Genomic DNA, 21,727 nt, shown 5'->3' with positions numbered 1-21,727 from the left:
GGAGGCGGGTCCTGCGGCGGGTCCTGCCGGGACGGGACGGCGGCAGGACCCGGGCGGTCAGGGGTCGTTCACGTCGTGGGGACCCCGGCGCTCACGAGCCGTCCCCCGCGATCTCCTCGACCCGCTCGGCCAGGCCCTCGGGGGTGAGCGGCTCGGCGGAGGTGCCGTAGACGCTGTCCCCGTTCAGCAGGACGGTCGGGGTGGCGTTGTACTCGGAGTCGAGGAAGCCGGCGTTCGAGCGGCTCACCCAGTTCTCGTGCCTCCCGGAGCGGACGCAGTCGCGGAAGGCCGGGGTGTCCAGGCCCCTCACCTCGCCCGCCAGCTCGATCAGCCGGGAGGGCTCGGCGAAGGCGTCGTCCGTCTCCGGCGGCTGGTTGCGGTAGAGCACGTCGTGGTAGCCGGGGAACTTCCCGGCGTCGCGGGCGCAGGCGGCCGCGTTGGCGGCGGACAGCGAGCCGTGGCCGCCCATGTTGCCGTCGATGATGGTCACCAGGTGGTACTCCGCCCGCAGCTTCCCCTCCTCGGTCAGCCGGTGGACGGTGTCCCGGAAGGCGTTCTCGAACTGGCCGCAGGCCGGGCAGCGGAAGTCCTCGTAGACGGTGAGGGTGGCCGGGGCCCCGGCCTCGCCGACCACGATGGGCCGGGCCGCGGGGCCCTCGGCGGAGTCGCCGCCGCGGTTGGCCGCCAGCACCCCGACGAGCCCGGCCACCGCGAGCACGCCCAGGGAGAGCCCGCCCACCTTGACCGAACGCAGCCGCCGCGCCACCGCCTGCTCGCGCGCCCGCTCCCGGCGCAGCCGCTCCCTGGCGTTCCGCGGGCCGCGCCGTCCCTGTCCCTGCGGCTTTCCCGGCTTTCCCGGATGAATCTTGTCGCTCACGCCCTGAGCCAACGAACCCGGCCTGGCCAGGACACGCCCGCGGCCCCCGGAGCGCGCCGCGGCGGGCGCCCGCGGATCTGACGAAGCGATGACATCCCCCGCGACGGCCGGGGAAACCCCTGGCCAAGCGCCTAGCGTGAGGCGGGTGAGCGTTTCCCCCCCGTCCAGGAAGACGTCCGACGAGGCGTCCGCGCAGACGTCCGCGCAGACGTCCGGTCAGCAGCGCCCGCCCGGGCCCGCGGCCGGCCGGGAGGCCGCGGGGAGGCGGCCGGGCGGCCGGGGCGCCGAGCTGGCCGCGGCCGGGGCCGCGGCGGCGCTGTTCGCGGCGGCCGCGCTGGTGGGCGCCGCGATCAACGACGACGACGTCCTGCACATGAGCTGGCCCCCGGTCTTCGGCAACTGGGAGCCGCACGCGGGCCCGGGCACCCCGGCCGCGCTGCTCGTGGCCGCGCTGCTGGTGGCCGCGGGACCGCGGTCGGCCCGGCGGCTGCCGTGGCGCGGGCTGCCGCTCGCCACCGCCTGCGCCTCGCTGGCCTGGGTGTGGTCGCTGGCCCTGGTGGACGGCTGGCGGGACGGCGTCGTCGACCGGCTCGCCACCGGCGAGGAGTACCTCACGGTCGTGGACGAGATCCACGGCACGGGCGGCTTCCTGCGCACGTTCACCGACCACATCCTCCTGCACTCCCCGGACAACTGGCCCGCGCATGTGGCGGGCCACCCGCCGGGCGCCACCCTGACCTTCGTCCTGCTGGACCGGATCGGCCTGGGCGGCGGCGCCTGGGCCTCGGCCTTCGTGATCACGGCGGCGGCAAGCGCCGCGGCGGCCGTGCTGCTCACGCTGCGCGTGGTGGCGGGCGAGGAGACCGCGCGGCGGGCGGCGCCCTTCCTGGCCCTGGCGCCCGGCGCGGTGTGGCTGGGGGCCTCGGCCGACGCCTACTTCGCGGCGGTCGCCGCCTGGGCCGTCGCGCTGCTCGCCCTGGCCACCGGCCGGGACGCCGGGAGGGCCAGGCGGATCGCGGCGGCCCTCGGCTCCGGGCTGCTGTTCGGGCTGCTGCTCTACCTCTCCTACGGACTGGTGCTGATGGGCCTGGTGGCCCTGGCCGTCCTGCTGCTCGCCCGGGACGCCAGGCCGCTGCCCTGGGTGGTGCTGGGCATCCTGCCCTGGGTGGTGGCCTTCACGGCGGCCGGCTTCTGGTGGTTCGACGGCTACTCCACCCTGCACGAGCGCTACTACCAGGGCGTGGGCGGCGTGCGGCCCTACGGGTACTTCGTGTGGGCCAACCTGGCGGTGCAGGTGCTCTCGGTGGGACTGGCCACCGCGGCCGGGCTGGCCCGGGCGGCGCGGCGCCCGCGTACGCCGCCGGCCGTGCTGGTGGGGGCGGCGGCCTGCGCCATGCTGCTCGCCGACCTCTCCGGGATGAGCAAGGCGGAGACCGAGCGGATCTGGCTGCCGTTCGCGCTGTGGCTGCTGCCCGCCACCGCGCTGCTCGACCGGCGCGGCACCCGCGGGTGGCTGGCCGCGCAGGCCGTGCTCGCGCTCGCGGTCAACCACCTGCTGACCACGCGCTGGTAGGGCGGAACCGATGCGGGGGAACGGGAGGGAAGACATGAACGGGAACGCGAACGGGAACCCGGGCGGGGAGGCGAACGCACACGGGGAGGCGAGCGGGGAGAGGGCGCCCGCGGAACGGGAGCCCGCGGCGGGGTCCATATCCGCGGCCTCCCGGCCCGCCCGTCCCGAAGGCGCCGCCCCGGCCCTGGTGCGCCGGGCGCCGGTGCCCCCGTTGCCGCGGTTCCGGGGCCCGCTGCACGACGCCCGCACGGCGACCGCCGTCGGCCGCTGGCTGGGCCTGGCCATGGCGGTGTGCTTCCTCACCGGCCTGGTCAGCCACGAGCTCCAGTCGCCGCAGGGCTGGCTCGCCCCGCACCTGCCCTCCCGGCCGGTCTCCGGCTACCGCCTCACCCAGGGGCTGCACGTCGCCTCGGGCATCGCGGCGATCCCGCTGCTGCTGGTGAAGCTGTGGACGGTGTACCCGCGGCTGTTCGCCTGGCCCCCCGCGCGGTCGGTGCGGCACGCGCTGGAGCGGCTGTCGATCGGGGCGCTCGTCGGCTCGGCGCTGCTCGAACTGTTCCTCGGGCTGGTGAACATCGCCCAGTGGTACCCCTGGCCCTTCCCCTTCGTGCCCGTGCACTGGGCGCTGGCCTGGGTGCTGATCGGCTCGCTGCTGCTGCACGTGGCGGTGAAGGCCCCCGACATCGCACGGCACTGGCGGCGCGACCGCACGGGGGCCGACGCGCAGGCCGCGGAGCGCAGGTCGCTGCTGCGGGGGGTGGGCGCGGCGGTGGGCACGCTGACGCTGGTGACGGCGGGACAGTCCTTCGGCCCGCTGCGGCCCCTCACGCTGCTCGCGCCGCGCCGCCCGGACGGCAGGGCCCAGGGCGTGCCGGTCAACCGGACCGCGGCCGAGGCCGGGGTGCTGGACGTCGCGGCGGAGAGCTGGCGGCTGCACGTGGCCGGGCCGCGGCCGTTCGAGCTCTCCCTGGCCGAACTGCGGGCGCTGCCGCAGTACACGGCGCGGCTGCCGATCGCCTGCGTGGAGGGCTGGAGCGTCTCGGCCGAGTGGACCGGGGTCCGGCTGCGCGATCTGGTCGAGCGGGCCGGCGCCCCCGCCGCCTCCTTCCTGCGGGTCGTCTCGCTGCAACGGCACGGCGGCTACCGCGTGATGGAGATGGGGCCGCACTACGCGAGCGATCCGGCCACGCTGCTGGCGCTGCGGCTGAACGGCGCGGAGCTGTCCCCCGACCACGGCTACCCGGCGCGGATCATCGCGCCGAACCGGCCGGGGGTGTGGCAGACGAAGTGGGTCGCGCGCATCGAGGTGCTGCGGTGACCCCGCCCCGCGTGGGCGAGAGAGGCCAGGGAGGAGCCCGTTGAACGAACGCTCTGCGGCAGGCGGACCGGGCGCGGGGGCGCGCCCCGCGACCGGCACCCAGGCCGGCGCCGCGACCGGTGCGGAAGCGGGTGCCGCGCCCGGCGCCGCGCCCCGCGGGGAGCACGGCGCCGGGATGTGGGTGCTGCGGTGGGTGCTCGGCGGGCTGGGGGCGGCCGCGCTGGGCGCCGGGCTGTGGCTGCTGCTCCACGACGAGGGCGCCGAAACCGCCCGGCAGACGCTGACCTGGCTGGCGGCCCTGTGGGCGGTGCACGACCTGCTGTTCGTGCCGCTGGTGCTGGCCGCGGGCCTCGTGCTGCGCCGCCTGCCGGGGCGCCGCGCCCTCCGCGGCGGCCTGCTGGTGTGCGGCAGCGCCCTCCTGGTCGCCCTGCCCCCGCTGCTGCGCCCCGGGGCGCCGCGCAACCCGACGGTGCTCTCGCTCGACTACCCGCGCAATCTGGCGCTCCTCGCCGCCGCGGTCGCCCTGGCCACCGCGGCGGCGGCCCTCCTGCCCGCGCCGCGCCGGGTGCGCCGCGGCGGGGACGGGGCGCGGCGGAGGGCCGGGCGGGCGGCCACCGCGCCCGGCGGGGGCGAGGAGCCGGGGCAGGGGCGCGCGGGCGCGCCCGGCGAGCGCTGACCCCGGCGGCGACGCGGTGCACGGCCCTGGCGGCGGCCGGGGACGATGCCGCGGCCACCCCGGCCGTGCCGCGGCGAGGCGGCGACGCGCTCCGCGGGCGCCCGGCCGGTGCCGCGGCGACCCGGCCGGCGACGCGGTGACCTAAGCGAACCGCAGCCGCCGCACAAGGAGTCGGGGCTAGCATCTGCGAACGTCCGCCGGAGGCCCGTGCGCAAGGGAACGGCCTGCCGGGAATCGCGACCGCGGGATCGGAGCGAGCCATGAGGAACGACGTCGGCCCCATACCGCGCCCCAGCGCGCACGGGCGCGTGCCGTCCGCGCCCCGGGGGAGGTGAGGGGGTGCTCGGCCACATCGCCGTCGTCGGCGCCTCGCTCGCCGGGGTGCGCACCGCGGAGGCGCTGCGCCGCCGGGGCTACCAGGGGGAGCTCACGCTCGTCGGCGCCGAGCCCCACTTCCCGCCCTACGACCGGCCGCCGCTGTCCAAGTCGGTGCTCACCGGCGCCGACCCCGAGGAGGTCAGGCTGCGGGTCGACGAGGACCTCGGCGCGAAGCTGCGGCTCGGCGTCGCGGCGGTCGGCCTCGACCTGGCCGCCCGGGAGGTACGCCTCGCGGACGGCGAACGCCTGGGGTTCGACGGGCTGGTGATCGCCACCGGGGGCAGCCCGCGGCAGCCGCCCGCGCTGCGCGGCGAGCCGCCCGAGGTGTTCGTGCTGCGCACGCTGGAGGACTCCCTGGCGCTGCGGGCCGCCCTGCTGCGCGGCCCGCGGGTCGCGGTGGTCGGCGGCGGGTTCATCGGCTGCGAGATCGCCGCCGCCTGCCGGGCGCTCGGCCTTGAGGTCACCCTCGTGGAGGCGGAAGGGCAGCCGATGGAACGAGTGCTCGGCCCGGAGCTCGGCCGGGAGCTGGCGGCCCTGCACCGCGACCACGGCACCGCGCTGCGCACCGGCACGCCGGTCGCGGGGCTGCGCCCGGGGGAGGTGCTGCTGGCCGACGGCACCACGGTGCCGGCCGACGTGGTCGTGGTGGCGATCGGCTGCGCGCCGGCCACCGCCTGGCTGCGCGGCAGCGGCCTCGACGTCGCCGACGGGGTCCTGCTCGACGAGCGCTGCGCCGCCGTGGGCGCCGAGGGGGTGGTGGCCGCGGGCGACGTCGCCAGGTGGCCCAACCGGCTCTTCGGCGAGACGATGCGGATCGAGCACTGGACCAACGCCTTCGAGCAGGCCGACGCGGCGGCCCGCACGCTGCTCGCCGGGCCCGGGGGCGAGGCCGAACCCTTCGCGCCCGTCCCCTACTTCTGGTCCGACCAGTACGACTCGAAGATCCACTTCGTGGGCCGCGCCACCGGCCGGCCGCGGATCGTGGAGGGCTCCCCCGCCGAGCGGCGCTTCGTCGCGGTCTGGACCGGGGAGGGCGTGGTCCGCGGGGCGCTGTGCGTCAACCGGGCCGGGCGGCTGGCGCGTTACCGCCGCATGATCGCGAACCGGGCCGCCGAGGACGCGCTGCCGGAACCGGCCTGAGCTCCGGCCGGCCCCGGCCGGGCGGGGCTCAGCGGCCCTCCCCGCCGGGGCCCGGGGCGCGCAGGGCGAGGAAGTGCCGGTCGGCGACGGTCCACTGGCCTGCCGTCGTCCAGCCCACGTACTCCGCCGTCGCCCGCAGCGCCCGCTGGCCCAGGCGCGCCCAGGGGAAGGCGGGGCCGGTCGCGCCGCGGTCGTCCTCCAGCCGCACCTCGAAGCGCTCCGCGACCTCGACCGGGGCGGCCTCGGCCAGCAACAGGCCGCCGGGGGTGACGAGTTGGCGGATGCGGCGGAGCAGGGCCGCGGGGTTGCCGCCGATGCCTATGTTCCCGTCGATCAGCAGCACGCTCCCCCACCAGCCCTCCTGCGGCAGCCGCTGGAAGACCGAGCGCAGCAGGGCCTTGCCGCCCGTGCTCCTGGTGCGTTCCACCGCCGCCGGCGCCGTGTCGATGCCGAGCGCGGGCCTGGCGCCGCGGGCCAGGGCGGCGACCATCCGGCCGGGCCCGCAGCCGATGTCGAGGACGCTGCCGGTGCAGCGGCCGAGGACGGTGCGGTCGGCCGCGTCGGGCACCGCGCACCAGCGTTCGATGTCGAGTGGCAGCCTGCGGCCGTCCGCGCGGCGCAGGAACAGCGGCCCGCGCCCGGAGCGCAGCGCCAGGCTGTAGGGGTCGGCCGCGGTCGCGGGCCAGGCGGGGGCCGTCATCCGCGGCCCGCCCGCGCCTGGCCCGCCACGGCCCGGTAGGCGGCGGCGAACCGGCCCTCGGGGGCGGCGGCCAGGATCTCCCCGGCGTCGGCCGCCGTGTCCAGGTCGCGCAGCACGGGCAGGTCGGCGACGTCGAGCCCGGCGGCGACCAGCCGCGCGCGCTGTGCCCGGCCGGTGCCCGAGGTCGACATGGGCACGCCGAGGACGAGGGCCGGGCGCGGGGTGTCCATGCCGAGTGCCCAGAACCCGCCGTCGGCCGCGGGCCCGAACCAGGCGCGCCCGGGCGGCCAGGCGCCGGGGGCGGTCGCCGGGGCGAGCAGTTCCGGGGTGAGCTGCGGGGTGTCCATGCCGACCAGCAGGGCGGGCCCGGTGCAGCCGGCGAACGCGGCGGCGATGCGCCGGTCGAGGCCGCCGCCCGCCTGTGGCACCACCTCCCAGCCGGCCGGCAGCCAGGGCCCCGGGTGCCCGTCGAGCACGAGCACCCGGCGGGCGGCCGGGACGTGCAGCAGGGTGTGCAGGGTGTCGGCGAGCGCCGCCGCCGCGAGCCTGGCGGCCTGCCCCGGGCTGAACGGCGGGGTCAGCCGGGTCTTCACCCGCCCGGGCACCGGCTCCTTCGCCAGGACCAGCAGCGTCGGCGCCGCCCGCCCGCTCACGCGAGGACCTGCCGCATGTCGTGCACGGCCTGCCAGGTGCCGCGCCAGGTGCCCGTCACCTTCGACTTCCCCGCGCGCGGCCGGTAGGCGACCTCGGTCTCGGCGATCCGCCAGCCCGCGTCCGCGGCCCGCACCACCATCTGGAGCGGGTAGCCGCTGCGCCGGTCGGTGAGGCCGAGCGCGAGCAGGGCCTCGCGGCGGCCCACCCGCATCGGCCCGAGGTCGCGCAGCCGCACCCCGGTGCGGCGCCTGAGCATGCGGGCCAGGGCGCGGTTGCCGAGCCTGGCGTGCAGCGGCCAGGCGCCGCGCGCCGTGGGCAGCCGCCTGGCGAGCACCAGGTCGGCGGCCCCGCCGCGGACGGGCTCGGCGACGCGCGGCAGCTCGGCCGGGTCGAGGGAGGCGTCGCAGTCGCAGAACGCGACCAGTTCCGCCTCCGCGGCGAGCAGCCCGGCGTGGCAGGCGGCGCCGAAGCCGCGGCGCGGCTCGTGGACGACGCGCGCGCCCAGGCGCTCGGCCAGGGCGGCGGAGCCGTCGGTGGAGCCGTTGTCCACGACGACGGCCCGCCAGCCGTCCGGAATCCTGCCCAGCACCCAGGGCAGCGCTTCGGCCTCGTTCAGGCAGGGCAGCACCAGGTCGCCCCGCGCGGACAGTGAGTTGGTCACCCCCCTTACCCTACGAAGACAAAGCGGGCATTCCCGGACATGGCTCCTTACGGAACCGTGACGTCCGCCCCGGCCGCGACCGGCGCGGAGCGAGCGGTGTGAGACTCGGTGACATGCACCAGCAGCCACAGCGCATCCTCGTGGTCGACGACGACCCGACCGTCACCGAGGTCGTCTCCGGCTATCTCGACCGGGCGGGCTTCACGGTCGACCGGGCGGCCGACGGTCCCGGCGCGCTGGCCAGGGCCGCCGCCAACCCGCCCGACCTGGTCGTGCTCGACCTGATGCTGCCGGGCCTCGACGGCCTCCAGGTGTGCCGCAGGCTGCGCGAGTCGGGGCCGGTGCCGGTGGTGATGCTGACCGCGCGCGGGGACGAGGAGGACCGCATCCTCGGCCTGGAGATAGGCGCCGACGACTACGTGACCAAGCCCTTCAGCCCCAGGGAGCTGGTGCTGCGGGTGACCTCCGTGCTGCGCCGGGTGGCGGGCACGGGACCCGAGGCAGGCCGCGGCGAGACGGTGCTGCGCGGCGGCGGCATCACCGTGGACACGGCGGCCCGCACCGCGGGCGACGCCCGCGGCCCGCTGCGGCTGACCCTGCGGGAGTTCGACCTCCTCGCGCACTTCCTGCGGCACCCGGGGCGGGCGTTCAGCCGCGAGGAGCTGATGGCCACCGTGTGGGGCTGGGACTTCGGCGACCTGTCCACGGTCACCGTGCACGTGCGGCGGCTGCGGCACAAGGTGGAGCGCGACCCGGCCAGCCCCCGGCTGATCAGGACGGTCTGGGGCGTCGGCTACCGCTTCGACGCCGAAGGCCGCGCGCCGGAGGCGGGGGAGGAGGGGTAGTGGAGTTCAGGCTGAGCGCGCTGCCGCAGATCGCACTGCACGCCGCGCTGGGGGCGGCGCTGGCCGGGGCGGTGGGCGCCTGGGCGCTGGCCGCGGCCAGGCGCCGCTCGGTCGCCGTCTCCCTCGCCGTGCTGAGCGCCGTGGCGGTGGGCACGATGCTCGCCGGGACCCTCTCGGTGGCCTGGGCGATGTTCCTGTCCCCGCACGACCTGGCCGTGGTCGTCACGGTGGGCGCCATGGGCGCGCTGACCGCGACCGTCACGGCCCTGCTGCTGGGGCGCTGGGTGATCCGCGCGCACCGGGCGCTTGAGCGTTCCGCCACCGCGCTCGGCGAGGGCGGGCAGTTCACGCCGCCCGCCGTGCCGATGCCCGCGGAACTCGCCTCGCTGGCCCGCCGGCTGGCCGACACCAGCGAACGGCTCGCCGCCTCGCGGGAGCGGGAGCGGGCGCTTGAGTCCTCCCGCCGGGAGCTGGTCGCCTGGATCTCGCACGACCTGCGTTCCCCGCTGGCCGGGCTGCGGGCGATGGCCGAGGCCCTGGAGGACGGCATCGCCGAGGACCCCGACCGCTACCACCGGCAGATACGCGGCGAGGTGGAGCGGCTCAGCTCCATGGTGGGCGACCTGTTCGAGCTCTCCAGGATTCAGGCGGGCTCGCTGAGCCTGGCCCCGACCAGGATGTCGGTCTACGACCTGATCAGCGACGCCATCGCCGGCGCCGACCCGCTGGCCAGGGAGTGCGGCGTGCTGCTCGCCGACCGGGGCGTGGACCCGGTGCCGGTGGAGGTGGACGGCAAGGAGATGAGCCGGGTGCTGGCCAACCTGCTGCTCAACGCGATCCGCCACACCCCGGCCGACGGCACGGTCGCGGTGGCGGCCAGCCGCCGCGCGGACTCGGTGGTGGTCTCGGTCACCGACGGCTGCGGGGGCATCGCCGAGCAGGACCTGCCGCGGGTCTTCGACACCGGCTGGCGCGGCACCGACGCCAGGACCCCGCCGGCGGGCGCGGGGCTCGGCCTCGCGATCGTCCGCGGCATCGTCGAGGCGCACGCGGGCCGCACCGGGGTGAGCAACGTGCCCGGCGGCTGCCGTTTCGAGGTCATCCTCCCGGCCGCCTCCTGATTCCCCCTTCCCCCGCGCGCCCCCGCGGCGGGGCCCGCCCGGCGGGCGGCACGTCAGGAGGCCGCCGCCGGCTCGCGGAGCGGGGAGGTGGCGAAGGCCGTCATGCCCTCGGCGAAGCCGACGCGGGGGCGCCAGCCGAGTTCCGCGCGCAGCCGCGCCGAGGAGGCGGTGATGTGGCGGACGTCCCCGAGCCGGTACTCGCCGGTGACCTCGGGGGCCGGGCCGCCGCAGGCCGCGGCGAGCGCGGCGGCCATCTCGCCGACCGTGTGCGGCTCGCCGCTCCCGGTGTTGTACGCGCGCAGGGTGCCGGCCGGCCGCTCGCCCACGGCGCCGAGCGCCGCCACGTTCGCCGCCGCCACGTCCGTCACGTGCACGAAGTCCCGCCGCTGCGCGCCGTCCTCGAAGACCCGCGGCGGCCGGCCCGCGGCCAGGGCCGAGCGGAAGAACGCCGCCACCCCCGCGTAGGGGGTGTCGCGCGGCATGCGGTCCCCGTAGACGTTGTGGTAGCGCAGGCTGATCGCCCGCCCGCCGGTCGCCCGCGCCCAGGCGGCGGCCAGGTGCTCCTGGGCCAGCTTCGTCGTGGCGTAGACGTTGCGCGGGTCGGCCGGCGCGTCCTCCCCCACCAGACCCGGCAGCAGCTCGGCCCCGCACTCGGGGCAGGCGGGCTCGAACCTGCCGCGCGCCAGGTTCCCGGGCGCCCGCGGGCCCGGCCTGACCCGCCCGTGCGCGGGGCAGTCGTACCTGCCCTCGCCGTAGACCACCATCGAGCCGGCCAGGACCAGCCGCCCGACGCCCGCCTCGGCCATCTCCGCCAGCAGCAGCGCGGTCCCGTGGTCGTTGACGCTCACGTAGCCGGGGGCGTCCGCGAAGTCCTTGCCGAGCCCGACCATCGCCGCCTGGTGGCACACCGCGGCGACCCCGCGCAGCGCCCCGGCCAGCGCCACGCGGTCCCTGAGGTCGGCCCCGATCCAGGGGACGTCCTCCCGCTCGGGCCGCCGCAGGTCGAGCACCACCGGCTCGTGCCCCTGGGCCAGCAGTTCTTCCACGACGTGCGAGCCGATGAAGCCGGCTCCTCCGGTGACGAGTACCCGCATGCGCCCACCGTAGCCAGGCCCACGGCGCCGCCGGCCGCCCCGCGGGGAGCCGTCAGCATTCCGTCATTGTTTCCCGGGGTTTCCCGGGGTTCCCGGGCAGCCCGTCCCCGGGCCTCCCCCGCCGGGCGGGCGCCGCGGGCTCAGAGCTCCGTGCGGTCCGCCGCGGGCTGCTCCCAGGGCACGCTCAGCCAGGGGCTCTCCGGGTCGGTGGCCAGGATGCGGAACGCGGCCACCATCTCCGCGTACCACTCGCCGAACTCCTCGCCGTCGAAGTGCAGGCAGCGGCCGAGGATGTAGCCGGTGGCGAAGTCGGGCCAGGAGCGGTACACGCGCCTGGCCCCCGCCCCGGCCCGCAGCACCGCGCGCTCGGTCTCCGCCAGGTCGCAGTAGCGGGCGCCGAGCCCCCACCTGGCCATGCAGGAGGCGCGGCCGAAGTCCCAGGCCAGCACCGAGCGCACGCCGGCGTCGGCGTCGAGCAGGCCGTCGGCGCGGAAGCGGGCCTCGTAGCGCAGGATGCGGCCGATGAGGTCCTGGACGAGCGCGATGTCGGCGTCCAGGTCGAAGTCCGGGGGCCTGCCGGTCTGGTCGACGAGTTCCGCGGTGCGCGAGAGCAGCACGCGTTCCGCGGTCTCGCGCCACTGCACCGCGCCGGGCACCGCCCCGTACTCCTTGATCATCGCCTGCCGCACCCGGAGCACGAACTCCCAGGCGGGCGAGATGACGTCGCCGTTCAGCAGGCGCTCCTGGATGGCCAGCCAGTCGTCCCTGCCGCTCACGCCCCACCAGGAGGCGAGGAGTTCCTTCTCCTCGGTGTAGCCGCCGTTCTGCCAGCCCAGGTGGTTCCAGATCGAGCCGTTGTTGACCAGCAGCAACGCGCCGCAGGCCATGCCGTGCGCCAGGGGCCCGTGCCGGTCCCCGGTCCACAGCGTCTTCAGCGGGCTCTCCGCGGGGGCGTTCCTGGCGTGCCGCCGCCAGCGCTTGGGCTCGGCGGGCAGGAAGGTCTCCAGGGGGGTGCCGGGGTTGATGGCCAGCCAGCGCACCGGGCGCGGCCAGGCCTTGGCCAGCCCGCCGAGGTCCCCGCGCTCGAAAACCTGTGCCCCGGAGGGCGGCGGCAGCATTCCGCGTGTGAACACGGGCAGGCACAGGCCCTCCACGTGCGGGTCGCGGAAGGGGCTGAACCTCAGGCTGTGCGGCACGGCGTCGGCGAGCTCGCGCGACATGGGGAAGAACAGATCGGTGGCGGCGAGCACGGAGAAGAACGCCTGCCAGTCCCCCCGCAGCCCCGCCTCGTAAAGCCCCTGCTCGACCGCGGTCGGCGGCTGCCAGGCGACGCCCTCTGCTATGCCCTCGGTGGCCCCCTCGCTGCCCATGAGCCCGACTTTACCGGACCTGCGCGAACGGGCCGGGCGAGACCGGCGAAGCGGTGGCCCGGGGCGCGCTCCCCCGTCCCCTGGCCACCGTTTCCCGCCGCGAAGGCCACGAACGCCGCGAACGCTACGCCGCCGGGGCCCCGGGGGCCTTCGGCTGCCTGACGCCCGCGGCCAGCTCGCCGGCCAGCTCGCGCAGCGCGGCGACGCCCTCGGCCTCCCGGCCCGCGTGGTCGAGCATCCGGCGGACGAAGGCCGAGCCGACGATGACGCCGTCGGCGAAGCCGGCCACCTCGGCCGCCTGCTCCCGGTTGGACACCCCGAGGCCCACGCACACCGGCAGCGCGGTGGTGGCCTTGGTGCGGCGCACCAGGTCGGCGGCGTCCCGGCCCACGGACTCGCGGGTGCCGGTGACGCCCATCAGCGAGGCGGCGTAGACGAAGCCGCTGCCGGCCGCGGTGATGGCGGCGATCCTGGCGTCGCGGCTGCTCGGCGCCACCACGAACACCGTGGCCAGGCCGTGCTGTTCCGCCGCCTTGCGCCAGCCCTCCGACTCCTCCACCGGCAGGTCGGGCAGGATGCAGCCCGCGCCGCCTGCCGCGGCGAGCTCGGCGGCGAACCGCTCGGCCCCGTAGCGGTCCACCGGGTTCCAGTACGTCATCACCAGCACCGGCGCGCCGGTGGCCGCGGCGACCTCGCGGACCGTGCGCAGCACCCCGGCGATCCGGATGCCGCCGCGCAGCGCGATGTCGTCCGCGGTCTGGATGACCGGGCCGTCCAGCACCGGGTCGCTGTGCGGCAGGCCGATTTCGAGGACGTCGCAGCCGCCCTCGACCATGGCCCTGGCGCTCTCGATGCCGCGTTCCAGGGTGGGGAAACCGGCCGGGAAGTAGCCGATGAGCGCCGCCCTTCCCGCCGCCCGCGCCGCGGCCAGCCGGGCCGCCAGGCCCTCCGCGCCGCCGCGTCCGCCCGCCGCTTGGCCGGCGTCCTGGTGCGCGCCCGCCGCCGCTCCCGCCTGCCGCTCCGATTCGCTCACCGGTCCTCCCCCTCGCCCTGCTCGCCGTCCAGGAGCCCGAAGTAGCGGGCCGCGGTGTCCATGTCCTTGTCGCCGCGCCCGGAGACGTTCACCACCAGCAGCCCCTCGGGGCCGAGTTCGCGGCCGACCGCGAGGGCGCCGGCCAGGGCGTGGGCGCTCTCGATGGCCGGGATGATGCCCTCGGTGCGGGAGAGCAGGCGCAGCGCCGCCATGGCCTCCGCGTCGGTGATCGGCATGTACTCGCCCCGCCCGCTGTCCTTGAGGTAGGCGTGCTCGGGGCCGATGCCCGGGTAGTCGAGGCCGGCCGAGATCGAGTAGGGCTCGGTGACCTGGCCCTCGTCGTCCTGGAGCACGTAGCTGCGGGAGCCGTGCAGCACGCCCGGCTCCCCCGCGGTGAGGGTGGCGGCGTGCTCGCCCGAGGCGACGCCGTGCCCGGCCGCCTCGCAGCCGACCAGCCGCACCCCGGGGTCGCCGAGGAAGGCGTGGAAGAGGCCGATGGCGTTGGAGCCGCCGCCGACGCAGGCCACGGCGGCGTCGGGCAGCCGCCCGGCCCGCTCCCGCACCTGGCGGCGCGCCTCGACGCCGATGACGCGGTGGAAGTCGCGCACCAGGGCGGGAAAGGGGTGCGGCCCGGCGGCGGTGCCGAAGAGGTAGTGCGTGGTGTCCACGGTGGCCACCCAGTTGCGGAACGCCTCGTTGATCGCGTCCTTCAGGGTCCTGCTGCCCGAGCGGACCGGGATCACCTCGGCGCCGAGCATCCGCATCCTGGCCACGTTGAGCGCCTGGCGTTCGGTGTCCAGCTCGCCCATGTAGATGACGCACTCCAGGCCGAAGAGGGCGCAGGCGGTGGCCGTGGCCACCCCGTGCTGGCCGGCGCCGGTCTCGGCGATGACCCGGGTCTTGCCCATGCGGCGGGTCAGCAGGGCCTGGCCCAGCACGTTGTTGATCTTGTGGGAGCCGGTGTGGTTGAGGTCCTCGCGCTTGAGGAACACCCGGGCGCCGCCGGCGTGCTCCGCGAAGCGGGCGGCCTCGGTGAGCGGGCTTGGCCGGCCGGCGTAGTGGACCAGCAGGTCCTCGAGCTCGGCCACGAAGGCGGGGTCGTTCTTGGCCTTCTCGTACTCGGCGGCGACCTCCTCCAGCGCCCCGCGCAGCGCCTCGGGCACGAAGGTGCCCCCGTAGGCGCCGAAGTACCCGGCGGCGTCGGGAACGCGTCCCGCGACGTCGGGGATGAAGTACTCGGACATGCGTGTGCCCTCCAGCAGAAGTACGGCGTTGGTGCGGGAAATCCCGGGCCGGGTCCCCGGAGCGCCCGGCGGCCGGGCCCAGGCCCGCGGGGGCGGGCGGGGCCGGTGGTGACCGGGCACGCCAGGCCGCGCACCGTGAGCGGCGCCATGCTCACCCGATGCGGCGAGTCTCACCCGATGCGGCGAGGGCGGCGGTACGCGGATGGACGGCCGGGCGGGCGGCCGGGCGGGGCGGCCGGGCGGTCAGACGGCCGGCCGGGCGGCCGGGGCCGTGGGCCATCGGCGGCCGTTGATCTGGCCGGGCTCGCAGCCGATGTGGTAGCGGACGCGGCGGCCGAGGACACGCCTGGCCGGGGCACGGCAGCCGCGCGGCCTGGTGCCGCGCTGCGGGTCGCCCTGGCCCGGCCGCATCTCAGCGGCCCTGCCGCAGCGCGGGGTGGGCGCCCGCCGCCACCAGGTCGGCCACGGCCGCCCGCGGGTTCCGGCCGGTGACCAGGGACTCGCCGACGAGCACCGCGTCGGCGCCGTCGTTCGCGTAGGCGATCAGGTCGTGCGGGCCACGCACGCCGGACTCGGCCACCCTGACGATGCCGTCGGGGATCTCCGGGGCGACGCGGGCGAAGGTCCCGCGGTCCACCTGGAGCGTCTTGAGGTTGCGCGCGTTGACGCCGATGATCCGCGCCCCGGCGTCCACGGCCCGCCGCACCTCCTCCTCGTCGTGCGCCTCGACCAGCGGGGTCAGCCCGATGGACACCGCGCGCTCCACCAGCGAGACCAGGGCCGGCTGCTCCAGGGCGGCCACGATCAGCAGCACCAGGTCGGCGCCGTGCGCCCTGGCCTCCCAGAGCTGGTAGGAGGTGACGACGAAGTCCTTGCGCAGCAGCGGCACGTCGACCCTGGCGCGCACCGCGGCCAGGTCCGCGAGGGAGCCGCCGAAGCGGCGCCGCTCGGTCAGCACGGAGATGGCCGCCGCGCCGCCCGCCTCGTAGTCGGCGGCCAGCGCCGCCGGGTCGGCGATCGCGGCGAGCGCCCCCTTGGAGGGGCTGGACCGCTTGACCTCGCAGATGACCGTGACGCTCTCGCCCTTCAGGGCGGCGACCCCGTCCTTGGCCTGGGGGGCCCGGGCGGCGGCCTCCTTCAGGTCGTCGAGGCTGACGCGGGCCTGCCGCTCGGCCAGGTCGGCGCGGACTCCGTCGATGATCTCGTCGAGCACACTCACGCGACCGGCCCCTTCCTCCTGTGGTCCCCTCGTCCCGTCGGATAAGAGCGGGATCAAACACACCGATGGTATCGGGCGGTGGGGAGAGCTTGCGCATCCGCCCGGGGCCGGTCCCACATGCCGGACAGACGCGGCCACCAGCCGGTCAGACGGCGAGCGCCGCGCCGAGCGGCAGGTTCCTGACCAGCGTGAATGCCAGCGTGCCCGCCGCCAGGGCGGTCACGAGCAGCCGAGGACGCCGCAACGGGGCGGCGAGGGCACGCGGCAGCGCCCCGCACGCGGCGAGCGCCGCGGCGGGCGGACCGGCGCACAGGGCGAGGGCGGCCGGGGCGTTGGCGCAGAAGGCGGCGGCCGGATCGCCGCCGAGCAGGGCCCGGACGCAGCGCAGCCCGCCGCAGCCGGGGCAGTTCAGCCCGGTCAGGGCGCGCAGCGGGCAGGGCGGACAGCGGCCGGGGGCCCAGGGGGCGAGCGGGAGATCGGCCAGGGCGGCCGCGCCACCGAGACCGTACAGGGCCGCGGCGGCGAGGAGGGCCACGGCGGCGAACGGCGCCGCCTGGCGGCGGGGGCGGCTGCGGTCCGCGCGGGCCGGGCGCCCCCGGGCGTGCGGCCCCCGCGCGGGGGCGGACAGCCGCGCGGGGAGGCGTGCGGGAGGGCGCGTGGGCAGGGTGCGCATGTCCCCCAGGCTCCCGGGCCGCCCGTAGGCCCGCATCCCGCGGGCGGCCGGGCGGGTCGGCCCACGGCGGGCAGGCCGTACGCGGGGGCCGGTTCGCAGGAGCCGGGGCGGGCGCGGAGGGGCCGCGTGGCGGACGGGGCCGGGCCGGGGCGCGGAAAGCCCCGGGCCAGGCGGGCCCGGGGCCAGGGGCGCGGGGAGGCGCGGGGTCAGCCGCCGACCGCGGCCTGCCGCGGCTCGGGGCCCGCCTCGTCCTCGGCCGCCCGGGCGACGGCCACGACCGGCTCGGCGGACCCGGCCGGCTCGGCGGCCTCCTCGTGCCGGGGGTCGGGCACCTCCTGCTGGCCGAGGCCCATCGCACGCATCAGCAGGCCGACGACCCCGCCGAGGAGGGCGACGACCGCGCCGGCGAGCACGCCCAGCGGCTGCGCCTGCACCGTGAACGCGCTGCCGATGGCGACGCCGACGAAGACGATGACGACAGCGGTCCAGGCGGCCGGGCTGTTTCCGTGGTGGTACTTCTCCGCCATCAGATGTGCTCCTCGGAAAGGTCAGGAATCGTGAGCGCGTTGCCTCCTGCGCCCGCAACCCATTGTGTCAGTCGGGGTGTGCCGGCCCGCCGGGCCCGGCGGTGAGGGGCTAGGTCGGGTCCTCGCCCCGGTCGAGGGCCCGCCAGATGTCCTCGGGCCGTTCGGTGCCGGCCGGCGCCTGCCGGGGGGCGCGCCGCCCGACGCGCTCGTAGCGGCCTGACATGGCGGGCCACTGGCGGCCGTAGCTGAGCGCCAGGAGCCCGGCACACAGCAGCAGCAGGCCGCCGAGCGCGGAGACCCAGGGCCAGCCGCTGTGGCTGACCCCGGTGACGGCGGCCTGGGTGATGCCCATCACGTCCGCCGCGTTCCGTTCCAGGGCGTCGGTGTCGCCGGAACCGAGGAGGGCGGCGCCCACGGCCCCCGCCCCGCTCAGCGCGAGCACCGCCGCCACGATCGTGCGGCCCGCCCTGCGGACCGCGAAGACCGCGACCAGCGAGGCGAGTCCGACGAGGGCGAGCGCGCTCGGCAGCCCGGACACGGAGCTGCCGCTCGCGCTGACCGGCAGCTGGGAGCCGCCGACCGTCGCCTCGCCCTCGCCCCAGGTCTGCCCGGCGGCGATCAGCACGGCGGCGGCGCCGACGGCGCCGCTGAGCAGTGCGCCGGCGAGCGCACGGCGCGGCGCGCTGGTGCTGCCGCCGGTGGTGGGGTCACGCTTCACCCCTCCACGCTACCTCGCAGCCTTTCGGCCGCGGCCACCGCCCTGAGCACGGCCGCCGCCTTGTTCCGGCACTCGGTGTCCTCGGCCACCGGGTCGGAGTCGGCGACCACCCCGGCCCCGGCCTGCACATAGGCGACGCCGTCGCGCAGCACGGCGGTGCGGATGGCGATGGCGGTGTCGGCGTCGCCCGCGAAGTCGAGGTAGCCCACGCAGCCGCCGTAGACGCCGCGCCTGGTGGGTTCGAGCTCCTCGATGATCTGCAGCGCCCGCGGCTTGGGCGCCCCGGAGAGGGTGCCGGCCGGGAAGCAGGCGGTCAGCGCGTCGAAGGCGGTGCTGCCCTCGGCCAGCCGCCCGGTGACGGTGGACACGATGTGCATGACGTGGCTGTAGCGCTCGACGGACATGAAGTCGACCACCTCGACGCTGCCCGGCGCGCAGACCCGGCCCAGGTCGTTGCGGCCGAGGTCGACGAGCATCAGGTGCTCGGCGCGCTCCTTGGGGTCGGCGAGCAGCTCCTCGCCGAGGGCGGCGTCCTCCTGCGGGGTGGCCCCGCGGGGCCTGGTGCCGGCGATCGGATGCAGCAGCGCCCGCCCGTCCTCCACCTTCACCAGCGCCTCGGGGCTCGAACCGACCACGTCGAACTCGCCGAAGCGGAACAGGTACATGTACGGGCTCGGGTTCGTGGCGCGCAGCACCCGGTAGACGTCGAGGGCCCGGGCCCGGCAGGGGGTCTCGAAGCGCTGGGAGGGCACGACCTGGAAGGCGTCCCCCGCCCTGATGTACTCCTTGACCCGCTCGACGGCCCCCTGGTACGCCTCCCCGCCGAAGCGGGCGGTGAACGCCGGCAGCTCCGAGGGGGGCAGCGCCTGGGGCGGGATGGCCTCGGCCGGGCGGCTCAGGTCGGCGGCCATCGCGTCGAGCCTGGCCACGGCGTCGGCGTACGCCTCGTCCACGCCGGTGGCCAGGTCGTTGTGGTTGATGGCGTTGGCGATGAGCAGCACGGTGCCGTCGCGGTGGTCGACCACGGCCAGGTCGGAGGCGAGCAGCATCGTCAGCTCGGGCAGCCGCAGGTCGTCCTCGGCGCTGTCCCCCACCGACTCCAGGCGGCGGACGATGTCGTAGCCGAGGTAGCCCACCATCCCGCCGGTGAACGGCGGCAGGCCGGGGTCGCGCGGGGTGTGCAGCGCGCGCAGCGTCTCGCGCAGCACGGACAGCGGCTCGCCCTCGGTGGGCACGCTGACCGGCGGGGCGCCCAGCCAGTGCGCCCGGCCCTCGCGCACGGTGAGGGTGGCCGAGCTGCGGACGCCGATGAAGGAGTAGCGCGACCAGGTGCGGCCGTTCTCCGCGGACTCCAGCAGGAAGGTGCCGGGCCGCTCGCGGGTGAGCTTGCGGTACAGGGCGATGGGCGTGTCCCCGTCGGCGAGCAGGCGACGGGTGACCGGGATGACCCGGCGGTCCTTGGCCAGCGCCCGGAAGCGGTCGAGGTCCTCAGTCGTCATGCCAGTCGTCATGCCAGTCGTCATGCCGGGGCAGCCTAGTGCCCGCCGTCCGCCGCCCCGGCCCGCCCGGCGGCGGCCCCGGGCCCCGCGGCCGGCCGGGACGCGGGCTCCGCCGCGCCCGGGCGGCCGGCCGCGCCCGTCACCGGCAGGCTCCCGGCGTCGAAGCAGGTGCGGTCCCCGGTGTGGCAGGCGCCGCCGACCTGGTCGACCCGGACCAGCAGGGTGTCCCCGTCGCAGTCGAGGGCGACGGACTTGACGTACTGGACGTGGCCGGAGGTGTCGCCCTTCACCCAGTACTCGCGGCGGCTGCGGCTCCAGTAGGTGCAGCGCCCCGTGGTGAGGGTGCGGCGCAGCGCCTCGTCGTCCATCCAGCCGAGCATCAGCACCTCGCCCGTGTCGTACTGCTGGGCGATGGCGGCGACGAGGCCGTCGGGCGTGCGCTTGAGGCGGGCGGCGATGGCCGGGTCGAGTGCGGGGGCGCGGGACATGGCTCCATTCTGCCGTCTCGCCCGCGGTGCCCGGCCGCCCTTTCCGCCCGCCCCTCCGCCTCGCCGTCTCACGCCCGCGCCGCGGGCGCCCGTCCGCGCGCCCGTGCGCCCGGATCACCCGCGAGGGCGGCGAGGCCGCGGCCGGGCCGGGGGCGGACGAGACGGCCGGCCCGGCCCGGGCCGCGGGCGTCCGGATCTTCGCGTCCCCCTCCGCGAGTATCCGGACGAGACGGCCGGAACGACCTAGGGTGGAGGCATGTCTACGCATGCCAAGCGCGAACGTCTGCTCCTGGCCGACCTGTTGGAGAGCGCGGGCCCCGAGGCACCCACCCTGTGCGAGGGCTGGACGACGCGGGATCTGGCCGCGCACGTCGTGGTGCGGGAACGGCGCGCCGACGCGGCGGGCGGCATCCTCATCAAGCAGCTGGCGGCCCGGGGTGAGCGGGTGCGCGCCGAGTTCGCCGCCCGGCCCTACGAGGAGCTGATCTCCCTGATCAGGACGGGCCCGCCGCGGGTGTCGCCCTTCGCGCTGAAGCAGGTCGACGAGGCGGCGAACACGGTGGAGTTCTTCCTGCACACCGAGGACGTCAGGCGCGCGCAGCCCGACTGGTCGCCGCGCCCGCTCGACCCGGTCTTCGAGGACGCGCTGTGGCGGCGGCTCGAGACGGCCGCGCGGATGATGGCCCGGCGCAGCCCCGCGGGCCTGGTCCTGCGGCGCCCCAACGGGCAGACGGTGGTGGCGCACAAGGGCGCGCCCGTGGTGACGGTGACGGCCGACGCGGGCGAGCTGCTCGTCTACGCCTCGGGGCGCCAGCGGGCCGCCCGGGTGCAGACCGAGGGGGACGAGGCGGCCGTGGCCAAGGTCGGCCGGGCGCGGCTCGGCATCGGCTGAGCCGTCGGCCGCCCTCCCCGTCCCCGCCCCGGCGGGGGTGGCTACGCTGCCCGGGTGCTGCATCTGCGCCTGACGAGCCCCGCCGACCGGACCGAGGCGGTCGTGTCGCTGCTGCGGGAGACCGTGGGCACCGCGCACCTCGCGGTGCTGCCGGGGGCGGCGGTGGACCCGCCGGGGGACCTGGTGCTGTGCGACGTGGCGCGGGAGGCGGCGGACGGGCTGCTGCGGGAGCTGAAGGACCTCGGCCTGGCCGAGGACGGCTCGATCGCGGTCGACGACGTGCACCTCTCCCTGTCGCGGCGGGCCACCCAGGCGGAGCGGGAGGCGCCGGGCGCCGGGGTGGACGCCGTGCTGTGGGAGTCGCTGATCGACGTCACGCAGGAGGAGTCGCGGCTGACCGCCACCTACCTGGTCTTCCTGACGGCGGCCACCATGCTGGCGGCCTGTGGGGTGCTGCTCGACAGCGAGATCCTGATCGTGGGCGCGATGGTGGTGGGCCCGGAGTTCGGGCCCCTGGCGGGGATCTGCGCGAGCGTGGTGCGGCGCACGCCGAGGCTCGGCCTGCGCTCCCTGCTCGCGCTGCTCGTCGGCTTCCCCGTGGCGATGCTGGCCACCTGCGCCTTCGCGCTGCTGATGAACGCGTGCGGGCTCTTCTCCGAGGAGAAGTTCTCCAGGCCGCACCCGATGGTGGAGTTCGTCTGGCAGCCGGACGCCATGTCGCTGGTGGTGGCGCTGCTCGCGGGCGTGGCCGGGGTGGTCTCCCTCACCTCGGCCAAGTCCGCGGCGCTGGTGGGGGTGGCGATCTCGGTGACCACCGTGCCCGCCGCGGGCCACGCCGCGCTCGCCCTCAGCTACGGGCACGTCTCCGACTCGGCCGGCTCGATGCTCCAGCTCGGCGTGAACCTCGCGGGCATCCTGCTCTCCGGAACGCTCACCCTGCTCGCCCAGCGGCTGTTCTGGGCCAGGGTGGGCCACCGGCGGCGCGCCGCGGCGGGCTGAACGCGAGGGCGGCGCGGGCGGCCCGGCG

Annotated in this window: 23 protein-coding genes; 8 read left to right on the top strand and 15 right to left on the bottom strand. The window is 77.0% G+C overall.

Annotation, left to right across the window (positions count from 1 at the left end):
* Positions 1–91: 91 nt before the first annotated feature.
* Complete coding sequence (locus D7294_RS13070; RefSeq protein ID WP_422070687.1) at positions 92–877, bottom strand: DsbA family protein; 786 nt, start codon at positions 875–877, stop codon at positions 92–94.
* 145 nt (positions 878–1,022) lie between these two features.
* Between D7294_RS13070 and D7294_RS13065 the strand changes: the two genes are divergently transcribed.
* From D7294_RS13065 to D7294_RS13050, 4 genes are all read left to right on the top strand, one after another.
* Positions 1,023–2,450 carry a hypothetical protein gene (locus tag D7294_RS13065; protein WP_241562321.1) on the top strand — a complete coding sequence of 476 codons (1,428 nt, stop codon included), beginning with the start codon at positions 1,023–1,025 and terminating at the stop codon, positions 2,448–2,450.
* A 34-nt stretch (positions 2,451–2,484) separates the two neighbouring features.
* A complete protein-coding gene (locus tag D7294_RS13060; protein ID WP_120679025.1) occupies positions 2,485–3,768 on the top strand; it encodes a molybdopterin-dependent oxidoreductase in 1,284 nt (427 codons plus the stop codon).
* A gap of 40 nt (positions 3,769–3,808) precedes the next feature.
* The gene (locus tag D7294_RS13055) at positions 3,809–4,444 is read left to right on the top strand and encodes a hypothetical protein (protein ID WP_120679023.1); all 636 of its coding nucleotides are present in this window, start codon (positions 3,809–3,811) and stop codon (positions 4,442–4,444) included.
* Positions 4,445–4,783: 339 nt separating this feature from the next.
* Positions 4,784–5,962 (top strand): NAD(P)/FAD-dependent oxidoreductase, encoded by a 1,179-nt coding sequence (locus tag D7294_RS13050; protein ID WP_120679020.1) that lies wholly within the window; start codon positions 4,784–4,786, stop codon positions 5,960–5,962.
* A gap of 28 nt (positions 5,963–5,990) precedes the next feature.
* On the opposite strand, the gene D7294_RS13045 is transcribed toward D7294_RS13050, so the two are convergent.
* The 3 genes from D7294_RS13045 to D7294_RS13035 are packed head-to-tail and all read right to left on the bottom strand — an operon-like array spanning position 5,991 to position 7,977.
* On the bottom strand, positions 5,991–6,662 hold the full coding sequence (locus D7294_RS13045) for a methyltransferase domain-containing protein (RefSeq protein WP_120679018.1): 672 nt from the start codon (positions 6,660–6,662) through the stop codon (positions 5,991–5,993).
* Positions 6,659–7,315, bottom strand: coding sequence for a TIGR04282 family arsenosugar biosynthesis glycosyltransferase (locus D7294_RS13040; protein WP_241562320.1), 657 nt, complete (start codon positions 7,313–7,315; stop codon positions 6,659–6,661). Before D7294_RS13040 ends, D7294_RS13045 begins: the two co-directional genes overlap by 4 nt.
* Positions 7,312–7,977 carry a glycosyltransferase family 2 protein gene (locus D7294_RS13035; protein WP_120679017.1) on the bottom strand — a complete coding sequence of 222 codons (666 nt, stop codon included), beginning with the start codon at positions 7,975–7,977 and terminating at the stop codon, positions 7,312–7,314. Before D7294_RS13035 ends, D7294_RS13040 begins: the two co-directional genes overlap by 4 nt.
* A gap of 113 nt (positions 7,978–8,090) precedes the next feature.
* Between D7294_RS13035 and D7294_RS13030 the strand changes: the two genes are divergently transcribed.
* Positions 8,091–8,822 carry a response regulator transcription factor gene (locus D7294_RS13030; protein WP_174248340.1) on the top strand — a complete coding sequence of 244 codons (732 nt, stop codon included), beginning with the start codon at positions 8,091–8,093 and terminating at the stop codon, positions 8,820–8,822.
* Positions 8,822–9,943, top strand: a complete 1,122-nt coding sequence (locus D7294_RS13025; RefSeq protein WP_241562319.1) for a sensor histidine kinase — start codon at positions 8,822–8,824, stop codon at positions 9,941–9,943. The genes D7294_RS13030 and D7294_RS13025 overlap by 1 nt, the downstream gene beginning before the upstream one ends.
* Before the next feature lie 53 nt (positions 9,944–9,996).
* Here D7294_RS13025 and D7294_RS13020 read toward each other — a convergent pair whose 3' ends face one another.
* The 11 genes from D7294_RS13020 to hisI all read right to left on the bottom strand — a co-directional run bounded on the left by D7294_RS13020 (position 9,997) and on the right by hisI (position 19,808).
* The gene (locus D7294_RS13020) at positions 9,997–11,037 is read right to left on the bottom strand and encodes an NAD-dependent epimerase/dehydratase family protein (protein WP_120679015.1); all 1,041 of its coding nucleotides are present in this window, start codon (positions 11,035–11,037) and stop codon (positions 9,997–9,999) included.
* A 140-nt stretch (positions 11,038–11,177) separates the two neighbouring features.
* The gene (locus D7294_RS13015) at positions 11,178–12,407 is read right to left on the bottom strand and encodes a DUF1266 domain-containing protein (protein ID WP_120679013.1); all 1,230 of its coding nucleotides are present in this window, start codon (positions 12,405–12,407) and stop codon (positions 11,178–11,180) included.
* Positions 12,408–12,531: 124 nt separating this feature from the next.
* Positions 12,532–13,350, bottom strand: a complete 819-nt coding sequence (gene trpA, locus D7294_RS13010; protein WP_120679333.1) for a tryptophan synthase subunit alpha — start codon at positions 13,348–13,350, stop codon at positions 12,532–12,534.
* An 86-nt stretch (positions 13,351–13,436) separates the two neighbouring features.
* Positions 13,437–14,684, bottom strand: coding sequence for a tryptophan synthase subunit beta (gene trpB / locus D7294_RS13005; protein ID WP_120679011.1), 1,248 nt, complete (start codon positions 14,682–14,684; stop codon positions 13,437–13,439).
* Between the two features lie 243 nt (positions 14,685–14,927).
* Positions 14,928–15,095, bottom strand: coding sequence for a tryptophan biosynthesis modulator TrpM (gene trpM / locus D7294_RS32240; RefSeq protein WP_174248339.1), 168 nt, complete (start codon positions 15,093–15,095; stop codon positions 14,928–14,930).
* A 1-nt stretch (position 15,096) separates the two neighbouring features.
* The gene (gene trpC / locus D7294_RS13000; RefSeq protein WP_120679009.1) at positions 15,097–15,903 is read right to left on the bottom strand and encodes an indole-3-glycerol phosphate synthase TrpC; all 807 of its coding nucleotides are present in this window, start codon (positions 15,901–15,903) and stop codon (positions 15,097–15,099) included.
* A gap of 145 nt (positions 15,904–16,048) precedes the next feature.
* Positions 16,049–16,576, bottom strand: a complete 528-nt coding sequence (locus D7294_RS12995) for a DUF2752 domain-containing protein (RefSeq protein WP_120679007.1) — start codon at positions 16,574–16,576, stop codon at positions 16,049–16,051.
* A gap of 206 nt (positions 16,577–16,782) precedes the next feature.
* Positions 16,783–17,103 carry an HGxxPAAW family protein gene (locus D7294_RS33135; protein WP_241562318.1) on the bottom strand — a complete coding sequence of 107 codons (321 nt, stop codon included), beginning with the start codon at positions 17,101–17,103 and terminating at the stop codon, positions 16,783–16,785.
* A 109-nt stretch (positions 17,104–17,212) separates the two neighbouring features.
* A complete protein-coding gene (locus D7294_RS12985) occupies positions 17,213–17,821 on the bottom strand; it encodes a TIGR02234 family membrane protein (protein WP_120679005.1) in 609 nt (202 codons plus the stop codon).
* Positions 17,818–19,344, bottom strand: a complete 1,527-nt coding sequence (locus D7294_RS12980) for an anthranilate synthase component I (RefSeq protein ID WP_174248338.1) — start codon at positions 19,342–19,344, stop codon at positions 17,818–17,820. Before D7294_RS12980 ends, D7294_RS12985 begins: the two co-directional genes overlap by 4 nt.
* Before the next feature lie 11 nt (positions 19,345–19,355).
* Positions 19,356–19,808, bottom strand: coding sequence for a phosphoribosyl-AMP cyclohydrolase (hisI, locus tag D7294_RS12975; protein ID WP_120679001.1), 453 nt, complete (start codon positions 19,806–19,808; stop codon positions 19,356–19,358).
* A gap of 256 nt (positions 19,809–20,064) precedes the next feature.
* Between hisI and D7294_RS12970 the strand changes: the two genes are divergently transcribed.
* On the top strand, positions 20,065–20,700 hold the full coding sequence (locus tag D7294_RS12970) for a TIGR03085 family metal-binding protein (protein WP_120678999.1): 636 nt from the start codon (positions 20,065–20,067) through the stop codon (positions 20,698–20,700).
* Positions 20,701–20,754: 54 nt separating this feature from the next.
* Positions 20,755–21,699, top strand: a complete 945-nt coding sequence (locus tag D7294_RS12965) for a DUF389 domain-containing protein (RefSeq protein ID WP_120678997.1) — start codon at positions 20,755–20,757, stop codon at positions 21,697–21,699.
* Positions 21,700–21,727 lie beyond the last annotated feature (28 nt).

Source organism: Streptomyces hoynatensis (assembly GCF_003626535.1).
Classification (GTDB): Bacteria; Actinomycetota; Actinomycetes; order Streptomycetales; family Streptomycetaceae; genus Streptomyces; species Streptomyces hoynatensis.
Note: the sequence above shows the minus strand (reverse complement) of the source record. Positions and strands in the feature narration are given on the sequence as shown.

Bases quoted from the DNA above. Each gene is read 5' to 3' on its own strand.
- D7294_RS12980 (WP_174248338.1), bottom strand. From the start codon at position 19,344: ATGACGACTGGCATGACGACTGGCATGACGACTGAGGACCTCGACCGC.
- D7294_RS12995 (WP_120679007.1), bottom strand. From the start codon at position 16,576: ATGCGCACCCTGCCCACGCGCCCTCCCGCACGCCTCCCCGCGCGGCTG.
- D7294_RS12970 (WP_120678999.1), top strand. From the start codon at position 20,065: ATGTCTACGCATGCCAAGCGCGAACGTCTGCTCCTGGCCGACCTGTTG.
- D7294_RS13015 (WP_120679013.1), bottom strand. From the start codon at position 12,407: ATGGGCAGCGAGGGGGCCACCGAGGGCATAGCAGAGGGCGTCGCCTGG.
- hisI (WP_120679001.1), bottom strand. From the start codon at position 19,808: ATGTCCCGCGCCCCCGCACTCGACCCGGCCATCGCCGCCCGCCTCAAG.
- D7294_RS33135 (WP_241562318.1), bottom strand. From the start codon at position 17,103: ATGGCGGAGAAGTACCACCACGGAAACAGCCCGGCCGCCTGGACCGCT.
- D7294_RS13030 (WP_174248340.1), top strand. From the start codon at position 8,091: ATGCACCAGCAGCCACAGCGCATCCTCGTGGTCGACGACGACCCGACC.
- trpB (WP_120679011.1), bottom strand. From the start codon at position 14,684: ATGTCCGAGTACTTCATCCCCGACGTCGCGGGACGCGTTCCCGACGCC.
- D7294_RS13060 (WP_120679025.1), top strand. From the start codon at position 2,485: ATGAACGGGAACGCGAACGGGAACCCGGGCGGGGAGGCGAACGCACAC.
- D7294_RS13045 (WP_120679018.1), bottom strand. From the start codon at position 6,662: ATGACGGCCCCCGCCTGGCCCGCGACCGCGGCCGACCCCTACAGCCTG.
- trpM (WP_174248339.1), bottom strand. From the start codon at position 15,095: ATGCGGCCGGGCCAGGGCGACCCGCAGCGCGGCACCAGGCCGCGCGGC.
- D7294_RS13020 (WP_120679015.1), bottom strand. From the start codon at position 11,037: ATGCGGGTACTCGTCACCGGAGGAGCCGGCTTCATCGGCTCGCACGTC.